The sequence below is a fragment of the Mesorhizobium sp. BH1-1-5 genome, from assembly GCF_020165615.1.
GTDB lineage: Bacteria > Pseudomonadota > Alphaproteobacteria > Rhizobiales > Rhizobiaceae > Mesorhizobium.
Genome location: NZ_JAIUIM010000003.1, coordinates 1 through 16,275 on the forward strand (window position 1 = coordinate 1; position 16,275 = coordinate 16,275).

At 65.4% G+C, this 16,275-nt stretch carries 11 protein-coding genes; 1 reads left to right on the forward strand and 10 read right to left on the reverse strand.

What is annotated here, in order from left to right:
* The 8 genes from LB572_RS04370 to LB572_RS04405 form a co-directional block, all read right to left on the reverse strand.
* The coding region (locus tag LB572_RS04370; RefSeq protein WP_224666857.1) for a hypothetical protein at positions 1 to 1,289 on the reverse strand (1,289 nt) is incomplete at its 3' end.
* Positions 1,290 to 1,375: 86 nt separating this feature from the next.
* Positions 1,376 to 2,677 (reverse strand): HlyD family type I secretion periplasmic adaptor subunit, encoded by a 1,302-nt coding sequence (locus LB572_RS04375; RefSeq protein ID WP_224666858.1) that lies wholly within the window; start codon positions 2,675 to 2,677, stop codon positions 1,376 to 1,378.
* Between the two features lies 1 nt (position 2,678).
* On the reverse strand, positions 2,679 to 4,712 hold the full coding sequence (locus LB572_RS04380) for a type I secretion system permease/ATPase (protein ID WP_224666859.1): 2,034 nt from the start codon (positions 4,710 to 4,712) through the stop codon (positions 2,679 to 2,681).
* A gap of 580 nt (positions 4,713 to 5,292) precedes the next feature.
* Positions 5,293 to 6,150 carry a patatin-like phospholipase family protein gene (locus LB572_RS04385; RefSeq protein ID WP_224666860.1) on the reverse strand — a complete coding sequence of 286 codons (858 nt, stop codon included), beginning with the start codon at positions 6,148 to 6,150 and terminating at the stop codon, positions 5,293 to 5,295.
* Positions 6,147 to 7,541 carry a pitrilysin family protein gene (locus LB572_RS04390; protein WP_318013989.1) on the reverse strand — a complete coding sequence of 465 codons (1,395 nt, stop codon included), beginning with the start codon at positions 7,539 to 7,541 and terminating at the stop codon, positions 6,147 to 6,149. The genes LB572_RS04385 and LB572_RS04390 overlap by 4 nt, the downstream gene beginning before the upstream one ends.
* A 2-nt stretch (positions 7,542 to 7,543) precedes the next feature.
* Positions 7,544 to 8,902: a M16 family metallopeptidase gene (locus LB572_RS04395; protein WP_140801200.1), complete on the reverse strand. Its 1,359-nt coding sequence runs from the start codon at positions 8,900 to 8,902 to the stop codon at positions 7,544 to 7,546.
* 130 nt (positions 8,903 to 9,032) lie between these two features.
* Complete coding sequence (rsmD, locus tag LB572_RS04400) at positions 9,033 to 9,587, reverse strand: 16S rRNA (guanine(966)-N(2))-methyltransferase RsmD (RefSeq protein ID WP_224666861.1); 555 nt, start codon at positions 9,585 to 9,587, stop codon at positions 9,033 to 9,035.
* The gene (locus LB572_RS04405) at positions 9,568 to 11,550 is read right to left on the reverse strand and encodes a pseudouridine synthase (RefSeq protein WP_224666862.1); all 1,983 of its coding nucleotides are present in this window, start codon (positions 11,548 to 11,550) and stop codon (positions 9,568 to 9,570) included. The genes rsmD and LB572_RS04405 overlap by 20 nt, the downstream gene beginning before the upstream one ends.
* 179 nt (positions 11,551 to 11,729) lie before the next feature.
* Here LB572_RS04405 and LB572_RS04410 point away from each other — a divergent pair, with 179 nt between their 5' ends.
* Entirely contained in the window at positions 11,730 to 12,182 is a 453-nt protein-coding gene (locus LB572_RS04410) for a nucleoside deaminase (protein ID WP_140801197.1), read from the forward strand.
* Between the two features lie 21 nt (positions 12,183 to 12,203).
* Here the strand turns inward: LB572_RS04410 and LB572_RS04415 are convergent, their stop codons facing one another.
* Positions 12,204 to 12,881 (reverse strand): hypothetical protein, encoded by a 678-nt coding sequence (locus LB572_RS04415; RefSeq protein WP_140801196.1) that lies wholly within the window; start codon positions 12,879 to 12,881, stop codon positions 12,204 to 12,206.
* Positions 12,882 to 13,071: 190 nt separating this feature from the next.
* A complete protein-coding gene (gene ileS, locus LB572_RS04420; protein WP_224666863.1) occupies positions 13,072 to 16,035 on the reverse strand; it encodes an isoleucine--tRNA ligase in 2,964 nt (987 codons plus the stop codon).
* Positions 16,036 to 16,275: the final 240 nt, after the last annotated feature.

Here is a 16,275-nt window from a genome sequence, read left to right on the forward strand (position 1 = left end):
ATCACCGTGTTGGGAGCACCGCTGGCGTAAAGGTTGATGGTGATGCCGGCAAGCGCCGTGTCGTCGTTATTGTGCCCGGCCGTGGCGTCGTCGCCGTTGACGTCGGTGTACTTCGTGCCCGAGATCGAGAAGGCCGCCGGCTGGCTCAGCGCACTCCATTCCTCAAAGGTACCGGCGCCAGACCAGTCACCACCCTGGAATCCCATGGCGGTATAGAAATACAGGAAGTTGCCGTTCGCAGGATTGAAATTGGCAGTCGGCACCAGAACAATCACGTCGCCGCCGCCGCCGCTGCCGCTGTCATACTCGGCGTCCATCAGGACCGAGTTGGCCCCCCCAGCATTCATATTATAAGCTAAAGTGGTGTTCCCAGAAGTGAAATGGAAGTTGGGGTCCGTCCCTGCGGTGCTAGGGCCGGCCGCGAAGCTGCCCGCACCAAGACTGCCATTGGCCGACTGGTAGATTTTCAGCTGATCAAGCGAGAGGAATGGATTCGCCCCCGTCTGATGCATATCAAGGCGGAATGCGTAATACGCCCCGTTCGGGTCTATCGTGCCATCGGCGGTGACTTTGACCAGAGAGTTCAGAGCAATGACCATATTGTGCTGGCTAGACGTCTTTTCATCCAACACGCCATCGGCGCTGTTGTAGCCCTGCTCCGCGCCGGCATTCTGGATCTGCGCAAACACCGACCAATTGCCGGTGCCGGAAGAACCACTTACCAGATGGTTGAAAATCGCCGTGTCGCGGCTTGAAAACCGAGCACCAGCCGCGTCCACAATCGTGTTGTCGGCGGTTATGTCGATGTGGGTGTCGGCATAGGCAAAGGTCGTCGGCGGCGTTTTCGGCGCATCCGTGAACGCTGTTGTGGCCGTGTTGCCTAAATCGTCAGTGGCCGTCAGCATGAATGCCTGGTTTGCTGCGTCGCCGTTGACGTACCACGACGTCTGGATCGAGCCGTTGACAACGCCGTCGAGATCGCCGGCGCCGCCGTCGGTGACGGTCCAGGGCGTGCCGGTGCCGGTAAGATCGTAGGCGAGCGTGTCGTCCGCGGTGCCGAGGACGCCGTCGGCGCCGGCGCTGAGGTGGGCGACCTGGAACGTGAGTGTGCCACCATCAGCGACTTCGGTGGCACTAATCCCTACCGCCTCGCCGGGCGCGTAGTCCGCATCCGCCTGGTCGAGCGAGATTGCAAGCGGCGGAACAGGGTCGGTGCTTCCGGTTGTGGTGGTGTCCGTTGTCGCGAGTTGATCGGTCGTCAGATTGTCGGTGATATCGCTAGAGGTCATGACATTCCCCTTAACTTTGAATGCGGCACCCGTCGGGTGCGGTTACTTATCGTCGTTTCTATTTTCATTTCCCGCTCCAGGCGGGCTCACTGTCTGAAGGCGCGGGTGATCTGGTCCTGCAATGGCTTCACCAGGTAGGAGATCACCGAACGGTCCTCGGTCTTGATGAAGGATTCCACCGGCATGCCGGGCACAAGCCTGACCTCGCCGAGGCGCGCAACCTGGGCGGCGGTCGTCCTGATGCGCACGGTGTAGTAGCTGACGCCGGTGCGTTGATCGGTGGTGACGTCGGGCGAGGTTCTCTCGACCACGCCGTCGATTTGCGGCGTCGTGCGTGTATTGAATGCCGAAAAGCGCAGCGAGGCCGACTGGCCGACCCACAACTTGTCGATGTCGCTGGGCGCGATCCTGGCTTCGACCGCGAGGCTGTCATTGTCCGGCACGACCTGCATGATCGTCTGGCCGGGCGTGACCACACCGCCGATCGTGTAGGCGATCGACTGCTGCACGACGCCGTCCTGCGGCGCGCGGATGTCGACTCGCTTCAACTGATCCTCGGCGGCGACCTTGCGCTCCAGAAGCTCGCCCATCTTGCCGTCGATGTCGCGCAGGTCGCTGTTCACTTCGGTGCTGAGGTCGAGGTCGATCTGGATGATCTGCAGTTTGATTTCCGCGATCTTTCCCTCGGCCTGCGCCTGCGCGGCAACGAGCTGGCCGCGTTCGCCGTCGAGGCGCGTAGCCTCGCGCTCGGTCGAGGTCAGGCGATCGATGGAAATGAGCTTCTTGGCCCAGAGCGCGCGCACCGAAGCGAGCTCCTTTTGCTCCAGCTCGATCTCCTTGCTGTTGGCATCCGCCTGGGCGACGTCGCCGGCGATCTCCTTCTCGAGCTGGGCAATGCGCTCCCCGAGCTGGCCTTTCTGGCCGGCGCGGGAGGTGCGCCGGGTCTCGAAATGCTGCTTTTCACCGGCCACCGCCTCGGCGACGTCGGGATCGGCGACGCGGTCCAAAAGCTCGTTCGGAAAGATGATGGCGTCGCTGCTACGGCGTTCTGAATCGAGACGGGCCTTGCGCGCCGTGAGCTGGTCGAGCGCCTTGCTCACCACCGCGAGATTGGCGGCCGGAACGGTACGGTCGAGGCGCAGCAAAAGATCGCCGGCTTTCACCTTGTCGCCGTCGCGGGCATCGATCTCGGCAATGATGCCGCCCGTCGCATGCTGCACGTTCTTGACATGGGAATCGACGACGAGCGTGCCGGGCGCAATGACCGCGCCGGCAATCTCGGTGACCGAGGCCCAGCCGCCGACACCTCCGCCAAGCAGCAGCACGGCTCCTAGCCCAAGCCGTGTGTAGAAGCGGATCGATGCGTGCGAGGCGCCCGACGCAACCATGTCAGTTTCCTCCCTCGGTTCCGTTGGCGACCGCCGGGACGCCGCCTTCCGCGGCCACCCTCAGCGGCGAATTGACCGAGGGGACCGGCCGCAGCGTCGGGAACATCTTGGCGAAAACCTCGTCCTTCGGGCCGAAGTCATGGATGCGCCCCTGGTTCATCGCCAGGACGAAGTCGACGGCGGTCAGCACGTTCGGACGATGGGCGACGATGACGACCACGCCGCCCCGCTCGCGGACGCCAAGCATGGCCCGGATCAACGCCTGCTCGCCATCCATGTCCAGATTGGAATTCGGCTCGTCGAGCACCACCAGGAACGGATCGCGGTAGAGCGCGCGGGCGAGCGCGATGCGCTGGCGCTGGCCGGCCGAAAGCGCCTCGCCATGCTCGCCGATCTCGGTCTCGTAGCCCTGGCGGAAACCCACGATCAGCTCGTGCGCGCCGGCGGCCTTGGCCGCGGCGATGATTGCGTCCGCGTCGGCGTCCGGCTCGAAGCGGGCGATGTTTTCGGCGACAGTGCCAGCAAACAGCTCCACGTCCTGCGGCAGGTAGCCGATATGGCGGCCGCGCTCTTGCGAGGACCACTGGTCGAGATCGGCGCCGTCAAGCTTGACGCGGCCGCTTACGGGCTGCCAGGCCCCGACGAGTGCCCGCACCAAGGTCGACTTTCCCGAGCCGCTCGGGCCGATGATGCCCAGCCCGTGACCGGCCTCCATGGCGAAGCTGGCATCCTGCACCAGCAGCCGCTGGGTTCCCGGGGCCGCGATGGCCACACCGTGCATCATGACATTGGCGCTTGGCGCCGGCAGCGGCATCGGTTCAGTCTCGGCGGGCAAGGCCGCAAGCACCCGACTCAATCGTTGCCAACCCTGGCGCGCGCCGACGAAGCCCTTCCAATTGGCGATTGCAAGATCCACCGGCGCCAGCGCGCGGCCGCTGATGATGGAGGCGGCGATGATGACGCCCGCCGTCGCCTGCTCCTCGATGACCAGCCAGGCGCCAATACCGAGCATGGACGATTGCAGCAGCATGCGCAGCACTTTCGATACCGCGCCGAAGCTGCCGGCGACGTCGCTCACCTTGCGCTGGTCGGCAATGTATTCGAGGTTGGCATTTTCCCAGCGGGCGGCGAGCCCACCGGCCATGCCCATGGCGGCAACGACTTCCGCATTGCGGCTGCCAGCCGCGATCAGCCCGCTGCGCCGGTTCCCGCTCATGGTTGCGGACGATACCGGTTTCCGCGTCAACCGCTCGGCGAACAAGGTCAGCACGACCAGAACGATCGCCCCGAACAGCGCCGCCACGCCGAGCACCCAGTGAAACATGAAGATGATGATCAGATAGATCGGCATCCATGGCAGGTCGAAGAGCGCCGTCGGCCCCATGCCGGACAGGAAGCCGCGCACGCTGTCGAGATCGCGCATCGGCTGCTGGCTGTCGCCCTCGCGCCCAGCCTTCAGCGGCAATCTCAGCATCGAGGTATAGACGCGGTGACCAAGAGCCTCGTCGAGGGCGCCGCCGATCCGCACCAGAACCCGCGCGCGCACGAAATCGAGAAAGCCCTGCCCGCAATAGAGGATGACGAGCAGTATCGAAATGCCGACGAGCGTCGGCAGGCTGCGGCTTGGCAGCACGCGGTCATAGACCTCGAGCATGTAAAGCGAGCCCGCAAGCATCAGCACGTTGAGCATGCCGCTGAACAGGCCGACCGCGAGGAAGGCCGAGCGGCAGCTGGCAAGCGCCGCAGAGAGTTCCGAACGAGCGGAGCCTGTCGGCCGACGGCCGGCCGCTCTCGCCGATGGCTTGCTGCGTGTCACAGCGCTGGGGGTTGCGGCATCCACGGCACTTTGCGCCGCATCGCCGCGGGCGCGGAACATGGCCAGGCAACCGAAACCCGCCATCGCTGCCGCGACGAGCATCGAGCCTATCGATGCAGGCCGGCCGGAGCCGAAGAGGAAAAACATGGCGACGCAAGCGACGAGGATAAGGCCGACAAGCCTCACCTTCGCCTGCGCCGAGCCCAAGGTTGTGCCCATCAACCTGGGCGACGCGTTACTGAACCCCACAGCCACGACACGCCTCTCACATCCGCGAACGCGTCAGCTGCGGCCGCAGGCATACCTGCCGCGCCAGGCGGCTGGCTACCTCATGCCGAAAGCGTTCGCGCCCAACTTCGCGGGAGCAGAAAGATCACAAAGCCATGCGACCAGCCACGCCCCGAACAAGGCCGGCCCATGAACAGCCGGCCCAATGGCGGCTCACGGACAGGCGGTGACGCGGTGGTTGATGGCTGAGGCGACTATAAAAGCCGCGCCCGGTGCCTCCCTACCCCTGGTAGCGCCGTAACTCGTTGTTGCCGGTCGGGAGATTTTTTGCGCTACCTTATATTAGGAGATTATTAACTCTACCGGAACGTGCGTCAACGGGCAACTCAATGAAGAGTTTGTGACATGCCTGAAATCTATGCATAAAAGGCGGCTAATCAGTATAAAGAATACTTTGCGTTATTCTTAGGTCCAGCTTGAGCGAAGACCTATGCGCTGACCTATCGGACTTCGGTTGTCGGACCTCGGTCGCCATTGCATGCGCCTGAAGGGATGCGGTCGGGAGAGCCTCTCAGACCACCTTCTTCTTGCCCCGCCTGCCGCCATGCGCTTCCACGGCCTTCTCGACGGCGCGCTTCAGTTCGTCCTTGATCTCGACCGTCTCGGCCATCAGCGTCTCGATCTTGAGGAATTCGAGCACGCGGTATTTCGAGACATTCGGCCGAATCAGAATGTCCGGCGGGTGCTGCCTGAGCTTGTTGGCGATGATCGACTGCATCATCAGTTGCGTGGCGCCATACATCAGGTCGACGGTGGTCGGGTGCCGGCGCTCGGCCTCGCTCGGCGCTCCGACGACATCGACGGCGATGATGATGTCGGCGTCCTTCTCGATGAGGTCGAAAGGCACGGGGTTGTAGATGCCGCCATCGATCAGCACACGCCCCTCGCGCGTCACGGGGCGGAAGACCGCCGGGATGGCCGCCGAAGCGGCAAGCGCCGAATGCAGGTCGCCCTCGGCAAACACCGCGAGGCTGTGGCCGAAATAGTCGGTCGCCGTGACCTTGAGCGGGATCTTGAGCGCTTCGAAATTCTGCGGGATCGCCTCGGGCAGGAAAGCCTTCAGAATGCGCTCGATGTTGAACTGGCTGACGCGGATGCCGCCCTGCATGGCCTCCGCGATCGTGCCCGGCCGCGAGCGCCACATGCGCGCCGCCACTTCGGCCCGGCTGCCGAGGATCGATCGCGCATAATCGTGAACCTCGGCGCCCTTCATGCCCGACGCCATGCCGGCGCCCATGATGGCGCCGATCGAGGAGCCGGCGATCGCCACCGGCTTGATGCCCAGCTCGTCGAGAGCCTCGATGATGTGGATATGCGCAAGACCGCGCGCGCCGCCGCCGCCGAAGGCCACCCCGAAGGTCGGGCTCATCCCTTGCCGCCTCCCGCCACCTGCACCAGCGGCGGCCCGATGACCATCACCGCGGGGTCGGTCGACAGGAGCTTCTTCGCCGCCGCCTTGACGTCGGCCAGCGTCACCGCGTTGATGAGAGCCGCGCGCCGCTTGATGTAATCGATGCCGAGATCGTCGATCTGCAGCTCCACCAGCGTCGCGGCGATGGAGCTGGACGAATCCAGATTGCTGATGGCGTAGGCGCCGACCATGTATTTCTTGATCGCGGCGAGTTCCTCCTCGGTGGGGCCGTTCTGCGCCATGTCCTTCACCACCTGGCGCACGATCGAAAGCGTTTCGGCGGCGCGGTCGGAACGCGTCGCCGTCGTCACCAGCAGCGCGTTGGAATGCTCGTGATCGACGAGATCGGAGCTGACGCTATAGGCAAGGCCGCGCTTCTCGCGCACCTGCTCGTAAAGGCGCGAGGTAAATGTCGAGCCGCCGAGGATCTCGTTCATCAGCACGGCGGCGTAGAAATCGGGGTCGCTGCGCTTCACGCCCGGCCAAGCAAGCTGCAGGGATGTCTGCGGCAAGTCGTAATTCACTTCGAGCTGCTGGCCGAGCTTGGGCTTGACGTCGGCAACCGGAGCCAGCGTCTGCTTGTCCGGCAGGTCGCCGAACACCTCGTCGAGCCTGCCGCTCAGCGTGGCGGCGTCGATATCGCCCACCACCGCCACATGCAGGCCGCCACGGGCGAAGTTCGCCTTGTGGAAGGCCCTGAGGTCGTCGGCGGTGATGGTGGCGAGGCTGCCCTTGTTGCCCTCGTCCGGCCGCGCGTAGGGATGCTGGCCATAGATCGCGCGCAGCCAGCGCTGCTGCGCGATCGTATTGGGGTCCCGTTCATTGGCGAGGATGCCGGAGAGTATCTGGGCGCGGATGCGGTCGATCGGCGCCTGGTCGAAACGCGGGCTGTTCACCGCCAGCTTCAGCAGGCCAAAAGCCTCGTCCTTCTGATCGGACAGCATCCGCATCGAGCCATAGGTGCCATCGCGCGCGCCCTGGAAACTCATCTCGGCGCCGGCATCGTCGAGCTTCAGCTGGAAGGCCTCGCTGTCGAGGTCGCCGGCGCCCTCGTCGAACAGGCCGGTCATCAGGTTGACCAGGCCTTCCTTGCCGGCAGGGTCCTGCGCGGTGCCGCCGTCGAAGACGAAACGGATCGCAACCAGCGGGATCGAATGGTCTTCCACCAGCCAGGCGGTGACGCCCTTCTTCGACTTCACCTCCTGGATGTTCATTTCGGCGCGCGCGGCAAGCACCGGCAAAAGCAGGAAGAACAGGGCGAAGCAAAGGGTGACGACGGCGCGATAGAGCTTGCCTTCCTCATTCGCCGCAGAAGGAGAAACGACCATACGGCCAAGAACCATGCTCATCGTCAATTCCCCGCCTGCTGCTGCGGCAGAAGATAGCCGGTGGTGGAACGATCGAGCACCAGATAGCGGGTAGCCACCGCCTTGACCTCATCGGCGGTCACCTTGCGGATACGGTCCGGCCATTCCTGAACGTCCTTGACATCGCCGCCCGTGGCAAGCGTCGAGCCGTACATGTTGGCCATGTCGTCCTGCTTGTCGCGCGCAAAGATCATGGAGCGCACATAGCGGGTCTTTGCCCGCTCCAGCTCATCGTCGCTCACGCCGTCCTTGACGATATGGGCGATCTCGGCATCGACCGCTGCCTCGACGTCGGCAAGCTTGGCGTCGCCGCGCGGGGCGCCATAGACGGTGAAGTTGGTGGCGTCGAGCATGGTGCCCTGGAAGTAGGCGCCGGCCTCGGACGCGATACCCTGCTTGACGACGAGCTGCTGGTACAGCCTGCTGCGGTTGTCGCCGCCGAGGATCTCGGCAAGCAGGTCGAGCGCCTCCGCCTCGCCGGGCTTGGCCGTGTGATAGGACGGCACGACCCATTGCGTCGAAAAGCTCGGCACGGAAACGCGCGCGTCGGTGAGCGTCACCGTGCGCTTGGTGTTCTGCTCCGGCTCCACGGGGCGGATGCGCGGCCGCAGGTCCGGGCCGCGGGCGACCTTGCCATAGGTCCTTTCGGCCATCGCCTTCACCGCGTCGGGATCGACGTCGCCGGCCACCACCAGCACGGCGTTGTTCGGCCGGTAGTAGGCGTCGTAGAAGGCTTTCGCGTCCGGACGGTTCAATTGCTCCATTTCCTGCATCCAGCCGATGACCGGAATGCGGTATGGCTGGTTCTGCCAGAGCGTCGCGTCGACCTCCTCGTCGAGCACCGCCTGCGGATTGCTGTCGATGCGCGAGCGACGTTCCTCCAAGATGACGTCGCGCTCGGTCTTGATGACATCGTCGGTCAGGATGAGGTTGCGCATGCGATCGGCCTCGAAGCCCATCATTTCTTCGAGCGCGGAAGGCGGCACCGTCTCGTGGAAGGCGGTGTAGTCGTAGGACGTGAAGGCGTTGTTGGAGCCGCCGATCTCGGACACGGCGCGATCGAACTCGCCTGCGGCATGGGTGGTCGTGGCCTTGAACATCAGATGCTCGAAGAAATGCGCGATGCCGGATTTGCCGGGCGGCTCGTCGGCGCTGCCGATCTTGTACCATACCATGTGCGTGACGATCGGAGCGCGATGGTCGGGGATGACAACCACTTCCATGCCGTTGTCGAGCAGGAAATCCTTGACCGCGCCGTCATCGGCCGCGCGGGCCGGAGCCGCGGCGAGCGCCAGCGTGCCGACAAGAAGCGCCGCTCGCAGCCCAATCCCCGTTGGTGTCATCAAGGTCTCCGGTTCCGGTTGCGCGACGATAGGCAAGGTTCGCAGGCGAGGCAAAGTGAATTGTTCGGCATTTTCGAGGCGCTTGTGCCTTTTCCTTCTTCCCTTGCGGAAGAAGGAAGACGCGCCTCGCTCACTCCGCCTCGATGAAGCGGATAATGGTTTCGCCGTAATTGCGTTCATCCATCACGGAAAAACCGGCGCCCGGTTCGAACGGCGCCGAGGCAGCCTCCTCGACGACGCAGAGCGCGCCAGGCAGAAGCCAGCCGCCGGTCTTGGCCGAGCGCAGCGCGCGCTCGCCGAGCCCCTTGCCATAGGGCGGATCGGCAAAGACCAGCCCGAAGGGCGAGATCGTACCGGCTTCGCCGAGATGCGTGGCGTCGCGGCGGAAGATCTTGGTGCGACCGGTGAGCCCGTAGGCCTCGACGTTCTCGCGGATCAGGCCTCGCCCCTCGGTCGATTCCTCGATGAAGACGCAGTAGGAGGCGCCGCGCGACAGCGCCTCAATTCCGAGCGCGCCCGTGCCGGCGAAGAGATCGAGCACGCGGCCGCCTTCGAGCTTTTCAGCGTAACGGTGCGCCAGGACGTTGAACACCGCCTCGCGGGTGCGGTCTGTGGTCGGGCGGATGGCATTGCTTTTCGGCGTCGCCAGCGGACGCCCACGGAATTCACCGCCGACGATCCGCATCGCCGCCCCTCTTCGGACCACGCGGCCTGTCGCCGCCATCGCCTTCCGGGCGCTCGCCGCGAGGCTTGCCGAACGGTTTCGCGCCCGGCTTGCCCTTGCCGCCCGGCTTATAGGATGCCTTGCGCGCCTTCGCCTCGGCAGCCCTGGCGGCATCGGCCTCCGCCCTTCCCTTGCCGATCGGCCGGGCGCCAGGCGCCATCCAGACATTGGCCTTGCGCTGACCCGGCGGCTCGATCGGCCGCTGCTCGCGCTCGGATTTCTTGCCGCCGAAACGGGGCTTGTCGCCGAAACCACCACGCGGCTTGTCACCGAAGCCGCCGCGATCGGGTTTCGGGCCGCGCTCGCCGAACGCCTTGTCCGGCCCAAATGCCCTGTCAGGTTTTGTCGAGAGCTTGCTCAGCGCCTCGTCGCGGCTGCCTTCGCGGCGCTTGCGCGCCTTGATCAGCCCGCCCTCGCCGATCGGCCTGCGGTCGCCGTCGCGCGTGAATTTCGGCCGGTCGGCCTCTTCGTGGCGGGGTCCGCCGCCGCGCACCGGCTTGTTGGAAAACGGCTTCTGGATCTCGGCGTCGAAATTGGCGCCGGATTCCTCGATCAGCCTTTCGCCGAGCTGCTCGCGCAGCACGCGGCCCTTGATCTCCAGAACATGGCCCTCGGGAAGATCCTCGAGCTGGAACGGTCCGTAAGAGATGCGGATCAGCCGCGTCACGTCGAGGCCAAGCGCGCCGAGGATGTTCTTCACCTCGCGGTTCTTGCCTTCCCGCAGGCCGAGCGTCAGCCATGCGTTGGTTCCCTGCTCGCGGTCGAGCGAGGCCTCGATCGAACCGTAGAACACGCCGTCGACGGCGATGCCGTCGCGCAAGCCGGCGAGCGCGCTCTCCTCGACCTTGCCGTGGACGCGCACACGGTAGCGCCGCAGCCAGCCGGTGGCCGGCAGTTCGAGCACGCGCGACAGCCCGCCGTCATTGGTCAAAAGCAGCAGGCCCTCGGTGTTGATGTCGAGCCGGCCGATCGTCATCAATCGCGGCAGATCGGACGGCAGCACGTCAAAGACGGTCTTGCGGCCTTCCGGATCGCGGTTGGTGGTGACGACGCCCGCCGGCTTATGGAACAGGAAGAGGCGCGTGCGCTCGATCGGCGGGATCTCGGTGCCGTCGAGATGGATGACGTCGGAGGCGCTGACATTGAAGGCCGGCGAGTCCAGCACCTTGCCGTTGACCTTGACGCGGCCGGCCGCGATCAGTTCCTCGGCGTCGCGGCGCGAGGCGATGCCGGCGCGCGCCAACCGCTTGGCGATGCGTTCGCCGCTTTCCGGCGCGGCTTCCGCGGGACGCGGCCTCGGCCTGAAGCCACCCTCCGGCTTTCCGCCAGCTCCGCGCGGACGATCGCTGAAATCGCGCTTCGGCCGATCGGCGAAGTCGCGTGCCGGGCGGTCGCCGAACTCGCGCTTGGGGCGCTCGAAACGTCGTTCGCCCCGCTCGCCTTCGGCGGTCGCCGGCCGGTCGCCACGCGGTGCGTAAGGCTTGCGGCCCTCACGCTTTTCGAAGGGCTTGCCGTCGCGCGGCGGGCCTTTGCGGAACGGCCTGTCGCCACCTTCACCCATTTCACGCGGCTTGTGGCTGCGCTTGAAATCGCGGGCCGGGCGCTCGCCTTCGGCGGCCATCGGCCGGTCTCCGCGCGGTGCGTAGGGCTTGCGGCCTTCACGCTTCTCGAAGGGCTTGCCGTCGCGCGGCGGACCTTTGCGGAACGGCCTTTCGGCCCGCTCGGCGCTCTCGCCCGCTTCGCGCGGCTTGTAGCTGCGCTTGAAGTCGCGCGCGGGGCGCTCGCCTTCGGCGGCCACCGGCCGATCGCGCTTCACAAACGGCTTCTTGGCACCGAAGCCCGGCTTGCCGTTGCGGTCACGCTGGCCCGCCGGTTTCGAGCCGCCTTTGCGCGGCCCGCGTGAAGATTTCTTGTCGTCGTCCATTACTTTGCTCGTCTTCGCCTGCTACGGCGTCGCGCGCCCTCGCGGACGCCAACGCAGGCAGTATCATCTTGATTTTGCGCATCCGGCGGCGCGGCAAAAACCGATTCCGGTTTTCAGGGTCTCGCGCTAGATAACAGGATCGCTCTCGGGTGGCGAGGCGTAATCGGAGTGGAAACCGCTTGAAACGACCGGATTTCATGGCCCTGGCGCTTGAAGAGGCCGAGGCGGCCGCCAGCCGCGGCGAAGTGCCGGTCGGCGCTGTTATCGCCAATGGCAACACGGTGATCGCGAAAGCCGGCAATCGCACCCGCGAGCTTGCCGATCCGACGGCGCATGCCGAGATGCTGGCGATTCGCGAGGCCTGCCGGGAGCTGGCCAGCGAGCGGCTGACCGGTCACGACCTTTATGTGACGCTGGAGCCCTGCGCGATGTGCGCCGGCGCGATCTCCTTCGCCAGGCTGCGGCGGCTCTATTTCGGCGCCGCCGACGAGAAAGGCGGCGCGGTGGTGAGCGGCACGCGCTTCTTCGCTTCGCCGACCTGTCACCATGCGCCGGACATCTATCCGGGGATCGGCGAAAGCGAAGCCGCCCTCATCCTCAAGGATTTCTTTCGCGAGAGACGGGAAACGTAGGCCTGCGCGGCCCGTTCCGGCCTACAGGCCAAGCCAGTCGAACCAGCCGCCCTTCTTGCCTTCCGCCTGCGCCTTGAGCCGGCGCTCCTTCTTGTACTCGTCCTCGCCGAGCTCGTTCTGCGGCGCGTCGGCGGAGGCCTGGCGATAGGCAAGCGGCGGCTCGCTCAGATATTTGCGCGTGGTCGGGTCGCCCTGCTTCTGTTCCGCAAGGTTGCGCTGAATCGCGGCCTTGCGGGCGGCACCGCTGGAATCGTCCGGCGTCCAGCGCGGCGGATGGCTGGAGCCCGATTCGGCCAACGCCTTCTTCACCGCCTCGGGATCGGTCTGGATATCCTCGACTGCTTCCGGCTGGTAGTTTGGATCGTTCTGGTGCGCGGTGGCGTCGGCGCGGATGCGGGCGCGGCGCGCCTCCGGCGATTCGGGCCAGTCGGCGCTCGCCGTCTCGATGCTCTGCTGCGGCGGCGGCAGGCTTTCCTTCTGCCCGGGAGCGGGCTTCACCAAGTCGGGACGCGGCTTGTAGTCGATCGGATCTTTACGCTTCGGCGTGATCGAGGCAGCGGCGGAAACATCGTCGAAGAGCTGCGCGGCAGCCGTCTTGTCGGTTCCGTAGGTGGGCGAGCTCATGCAGCCCGACAGGGCGATGGCCGATACCACAAGCGGCGCGACCAGCACGGCGCGCGCAAACGTTCTGTCGGTCATGCCAAAAAGTCCCACTCTAACAGCCTTTCGGTCGCCACCGGCCAACGGCGCGGTCCCCTTCTTCCCCGCACTTGCGATGGAAATCCGGCGACAATTTGTCTTCCGGAGTGTCGCGTGTTTACCTCAACCACTTGTTAAGGGCAACGCACGGGCCGTTTCGGGCCGCCCGGCGTGGCACTTTTGCACCGGCTTATGAACGGCCAAGCGCCTTTAGCTCATGCAGCACGGCGGCGTCGCGGGCCGAGACGTCCGGAAACTCCGGGTTCTGCCCGACATCGGCGGTGTAACGCCAGGAGCGCGCGCATTTGACCAGGCCGCGATCCTCGGCTTTCTCCACCACCACCGCCACGCCCTTGACGTCGTCGAGCGCGAAGGCGCCTTGCGGGGCCTTGCCGTGCTTGACGACGAGGTCGCTGGTGATCGCCATCTCGGCCATGTCGACATCGGCGATCGCGGCTTCCAGCGCCGCGTCGTCGAGCGTCACCACCGGCACGGCCTCGAGCGAGGAGCCGATCAACTTCTCGGCGCGCGCGATCTCCAGCGCACCGGTGACGACGCGGCGCACCTGCCTCACCTTGCGCCATTTCTCGGCCAGCGCCTCGTTGCGCCAGTTCCGCGGGATCGCCGGGAACTGGTCGAGATGCACCGAGACGGCTTCCGGATGGCGGTCTAGCCAGGCTTCCTCGGTGGTGAAGGGCAGCATCGGCGCCAGCCACTTCACCAGGCATTCGAAGAGGTGGCGCACCACCTGCACGGCTGCCCTGCGGCGCAGGCTCGACGGCCCGTCGCAGTACAGCGCATCCTTGCGGATGTCGAAATAGAAGGCCGAAAGCTCCACCACCATGAAGTCGAGCAGCGCGCGGGTGATGCGCTTGAACTCGAAGGCGTCGTAGCCCTGGCGCACCACCTCGTCCAGCTCGGACAGCCGGTGCAGCATCAGCCGCTCCAGTTCCGGCATCGCCTCGACCGGCACATCCTGACCGTCGTCATGGGCGAGCGTGCCCAGCATCCAGCGGATGGTGTTCCTGAGCTTGCGGTAGGCGTCGATATTGGTCTGCAGCACGTTCTTGCCGAGCCGCTGGTCTTCCCAATAATCAGTCGTCACCACCCAGAGCCGCAGGATATCCGCGCCGGACTGCTTGATGACGTCCTGCGGCACGACGGTGTTGCCGAGCGACTTCGACATCTTGCGGCCTTCCTCGTCCATGGTGAAGCCATGGGTGATGACCGTGTCGTAAGGCGCCCTGCCCCTGGTGCCGCAGCTTTCGAGCAGCGAGGAATGGAACCAGCCGCGATGCTGGTCCGAGCCCTCGAGATAGACGTCGGCCGGCCATTTGAGGTCCGGACGGTCCTCCAGCGTGAAGACATGCGTCGAGCCGGAATCGAACCAGACGTCCAGGATGTCCATCACCTGGTGCCATTTCGAGGCATCGTGGTTGCCGAGGAAGCGCGCCTTGGCGCCTCCGGCGAACCAGGCGTCGGCGCCTTCCTTCTCGAAAGCCTCCATGATGCGCTGGTTGACGGCCTCGTCCTTCAGCACATTGCCGTCCTCGTCGGCGAAGACGGCGATCGGCACGCCCCAGGCACGCTGGCGCGACAGCACCCAGTCGGGGCGCTCCTCGATCATAGCGCGGATGCGGTTCTGGCCTGCCGCCGGGACGAAGCGCGTGTCGTCGATCGCCTTCAGCGCGCGGCTGCGCAGCGTCGTGCCGTCGCCGAAGTCCTTGTCCATATAGACGAACCATTGCGGCGTGTTGCGGAAGATGACCGGCTTCTTGGAGCGCCAGGAATGCGGATAGCTGTGCTTCAGCCGGCCGCGCGCGAAGAGCGCGTTGCGCTTGATCAGCTCGTCGATGACCGCCTGGTTGGCGTTGCCCTTCTTGCCGTTGTCGTCGATGACGCGCGCCGCACCGCCCTCGCGTCCCGGACCGAAGCCCGGCGCATCCTTGGTGAAGAAGCCGGCATCGTCGACAGTGAACGGGATCGTGGTGTGGACGCCGCGTGCCCGAAGATCGGCGGCCGCTTCCATCCAGGCGTCGAAGTCCTCGCGGCCATGGCCGGGCGCGGTGTGTACGAAGCCGGTACCGGCATCGTCGGTGACATGCTCGCCCGCAACCATCGGCACCGGGAACTCATAGCCGCCGCCGAGCCCCTTGAAAGGATGGGAAAGCGTAAGCTTGCCAAGCTGTTCGGCCGAGACGCTGTGAAGCCTGTTCAAGGTGACCTTGGCCTTGGCGGCGCATTCCTCCGCCAGCGCGTCGGCAAAGATCAGCTTCTCGCCGGGCTGCGGGCCGAAAGCGTTCTCGGCCGCCGTCACCTCATAGAGGCCATAGGCGATGCGCGGCGAATAGCTCACGGCGCGGTTGCCGGGGATGGTCCAGGGCGTGGTCGTCCAGATGACGACATGCGCCTCGACCAGATCGAGCGCGGCTCCATCCAGCGCCGGCGCGATGCCGGCGACCGGCTGGGCGAGGCTCGCGACCGGGAACTTCGCCCAGATCGTGTCGCTCTCATAGTCCTGATACTCGACCTCGGCCTCGGCGAGCGCGGTGCGCTCGACAACGCTCCACATCACCGGCTTGGAGCCGCGGTAGAGCTGACCGGACATGGCGAATTTCAGCAGTTCGCCGGCGATGCGCGACTCGGCATGGTAAGCCATGGTCGTATAGGGGTGGTCGAAATCGCCGATGACGCCGAGGCGCTGGAACTCGCCGCCCTGGACCTTGATCCAATGGGCGGCGAAGTCGCGGCATTCCCTGCGGAACTCGTTGACCGGCACCTCGTCCTTGTTCTTGCCCTTGGCGCGGTACTGCTCCTCGATCTTCCATTCGATCGGCAGGCCGTGGCAGTCCCAGCCCGGCACGTAGTTGGCGTCATAGCCGCGCATCTGGAAGGAGCGGTTGATGACGTCCTTGAGGATCTTGTTCAGCGCATGGCCGATATGGATGTTGCCGTTGGCGTAGGGCGGGCCGTCATGCAGCACGAACTTCTCACGGCCTGCGGCCTCCTCGCGCAGCTTCTTGTAAAGGTCCATGTCCTCCCAGCGCTTGACCAGGCCAGGCTCCTTCTCGGGCAGCCCGGCGCGCATCGGGAAATCCGTCTGCGGCAAATAAAGCGTTTTGGAATAGTCGATCGTCTCAGCAGTGTCGGTCATCGGGGTGTCGGTCATTGATCTGCCATCTGCGTTGCCCGGCGGCGGAAAGCCCGGGCGTTGAACCAGCATTTTCTTGAAAAAGCGCGAGGGGCGCGCGCGAAAACTCCCGGCGGCTCCAGCGGCGCTCAGGCCGCCCGGAACACCGGGCCCGTAATTCGTATCGCGATCGCGAAAAGGCGCGAAAAGCTCGTCATGGCGTGGCTTTTAGCGGATGGCGCGGCAGGAATAAAGCACGGATTT

Coding starts and splice junctions, on each gene's coding strand:
- LB572_RS04395 (WP_140801200.1), bottom strand. CDS start 8,902: ATGACACCAACGGGGATTGGGCTGCGAGCGGCGCTTCTTGTCGGCACG.
- LB572_RS04380 (WP_224666859.1), bottom strand. CDS start 4,712: ATGGGCACAACCTTGGGCTCGGCGCAGGCGAAGGTGAGGCTTGTCGGC.
- LB572_RS04405 (WP_224666862.1), bottom strand. CDS start 11,550: ATGGACGACGACAAGAAATCTTCACGCGGGCCGCGCAAAGGCGGCTCG.
- ileS (WP_224666863.1), bottom strand. CDS start 16,035: ATGACCGACACTGCTGAGACGATCGACTATTCCAAAACGCTTTATTTG.
- LB572_RS04375 (WP_224666858.1), bottom strand. CDS start 2,677: ATGGTTGCGTCGGGCGCCTCGCACGCATCGATCCGCTTCTACACACGG.
- LB572_RS04415 (WP_140801196.1), bottom strand. CDS start 12,881: ATGACCGACAGAACGTTTGCGCGCGCCGTGCTGGTCGCGCCGCTTGTG.
- LB572_RS04385 (WP_224666860.1), bottom strand. CDS start 6,150: ATGAGCCCGACCTTCGGGGTGGCCTTCGGCGGCGGCGGCGCGCGCGGT.
- LB572_RS04390 (WP_318013989.1), bottom strand. CDS start 7,541: ATGAGCATGGTTCTTGGCCGTATGGTCGTTTCTCCTTCTGCGGCGAAT.
- rsmD (WP_224666861.1), bottom strand. CDS start 9,587: ATGCGGATCGTCGGCGGTGAATTCCGTGGGCGTCCGCTGGCGACGCCG.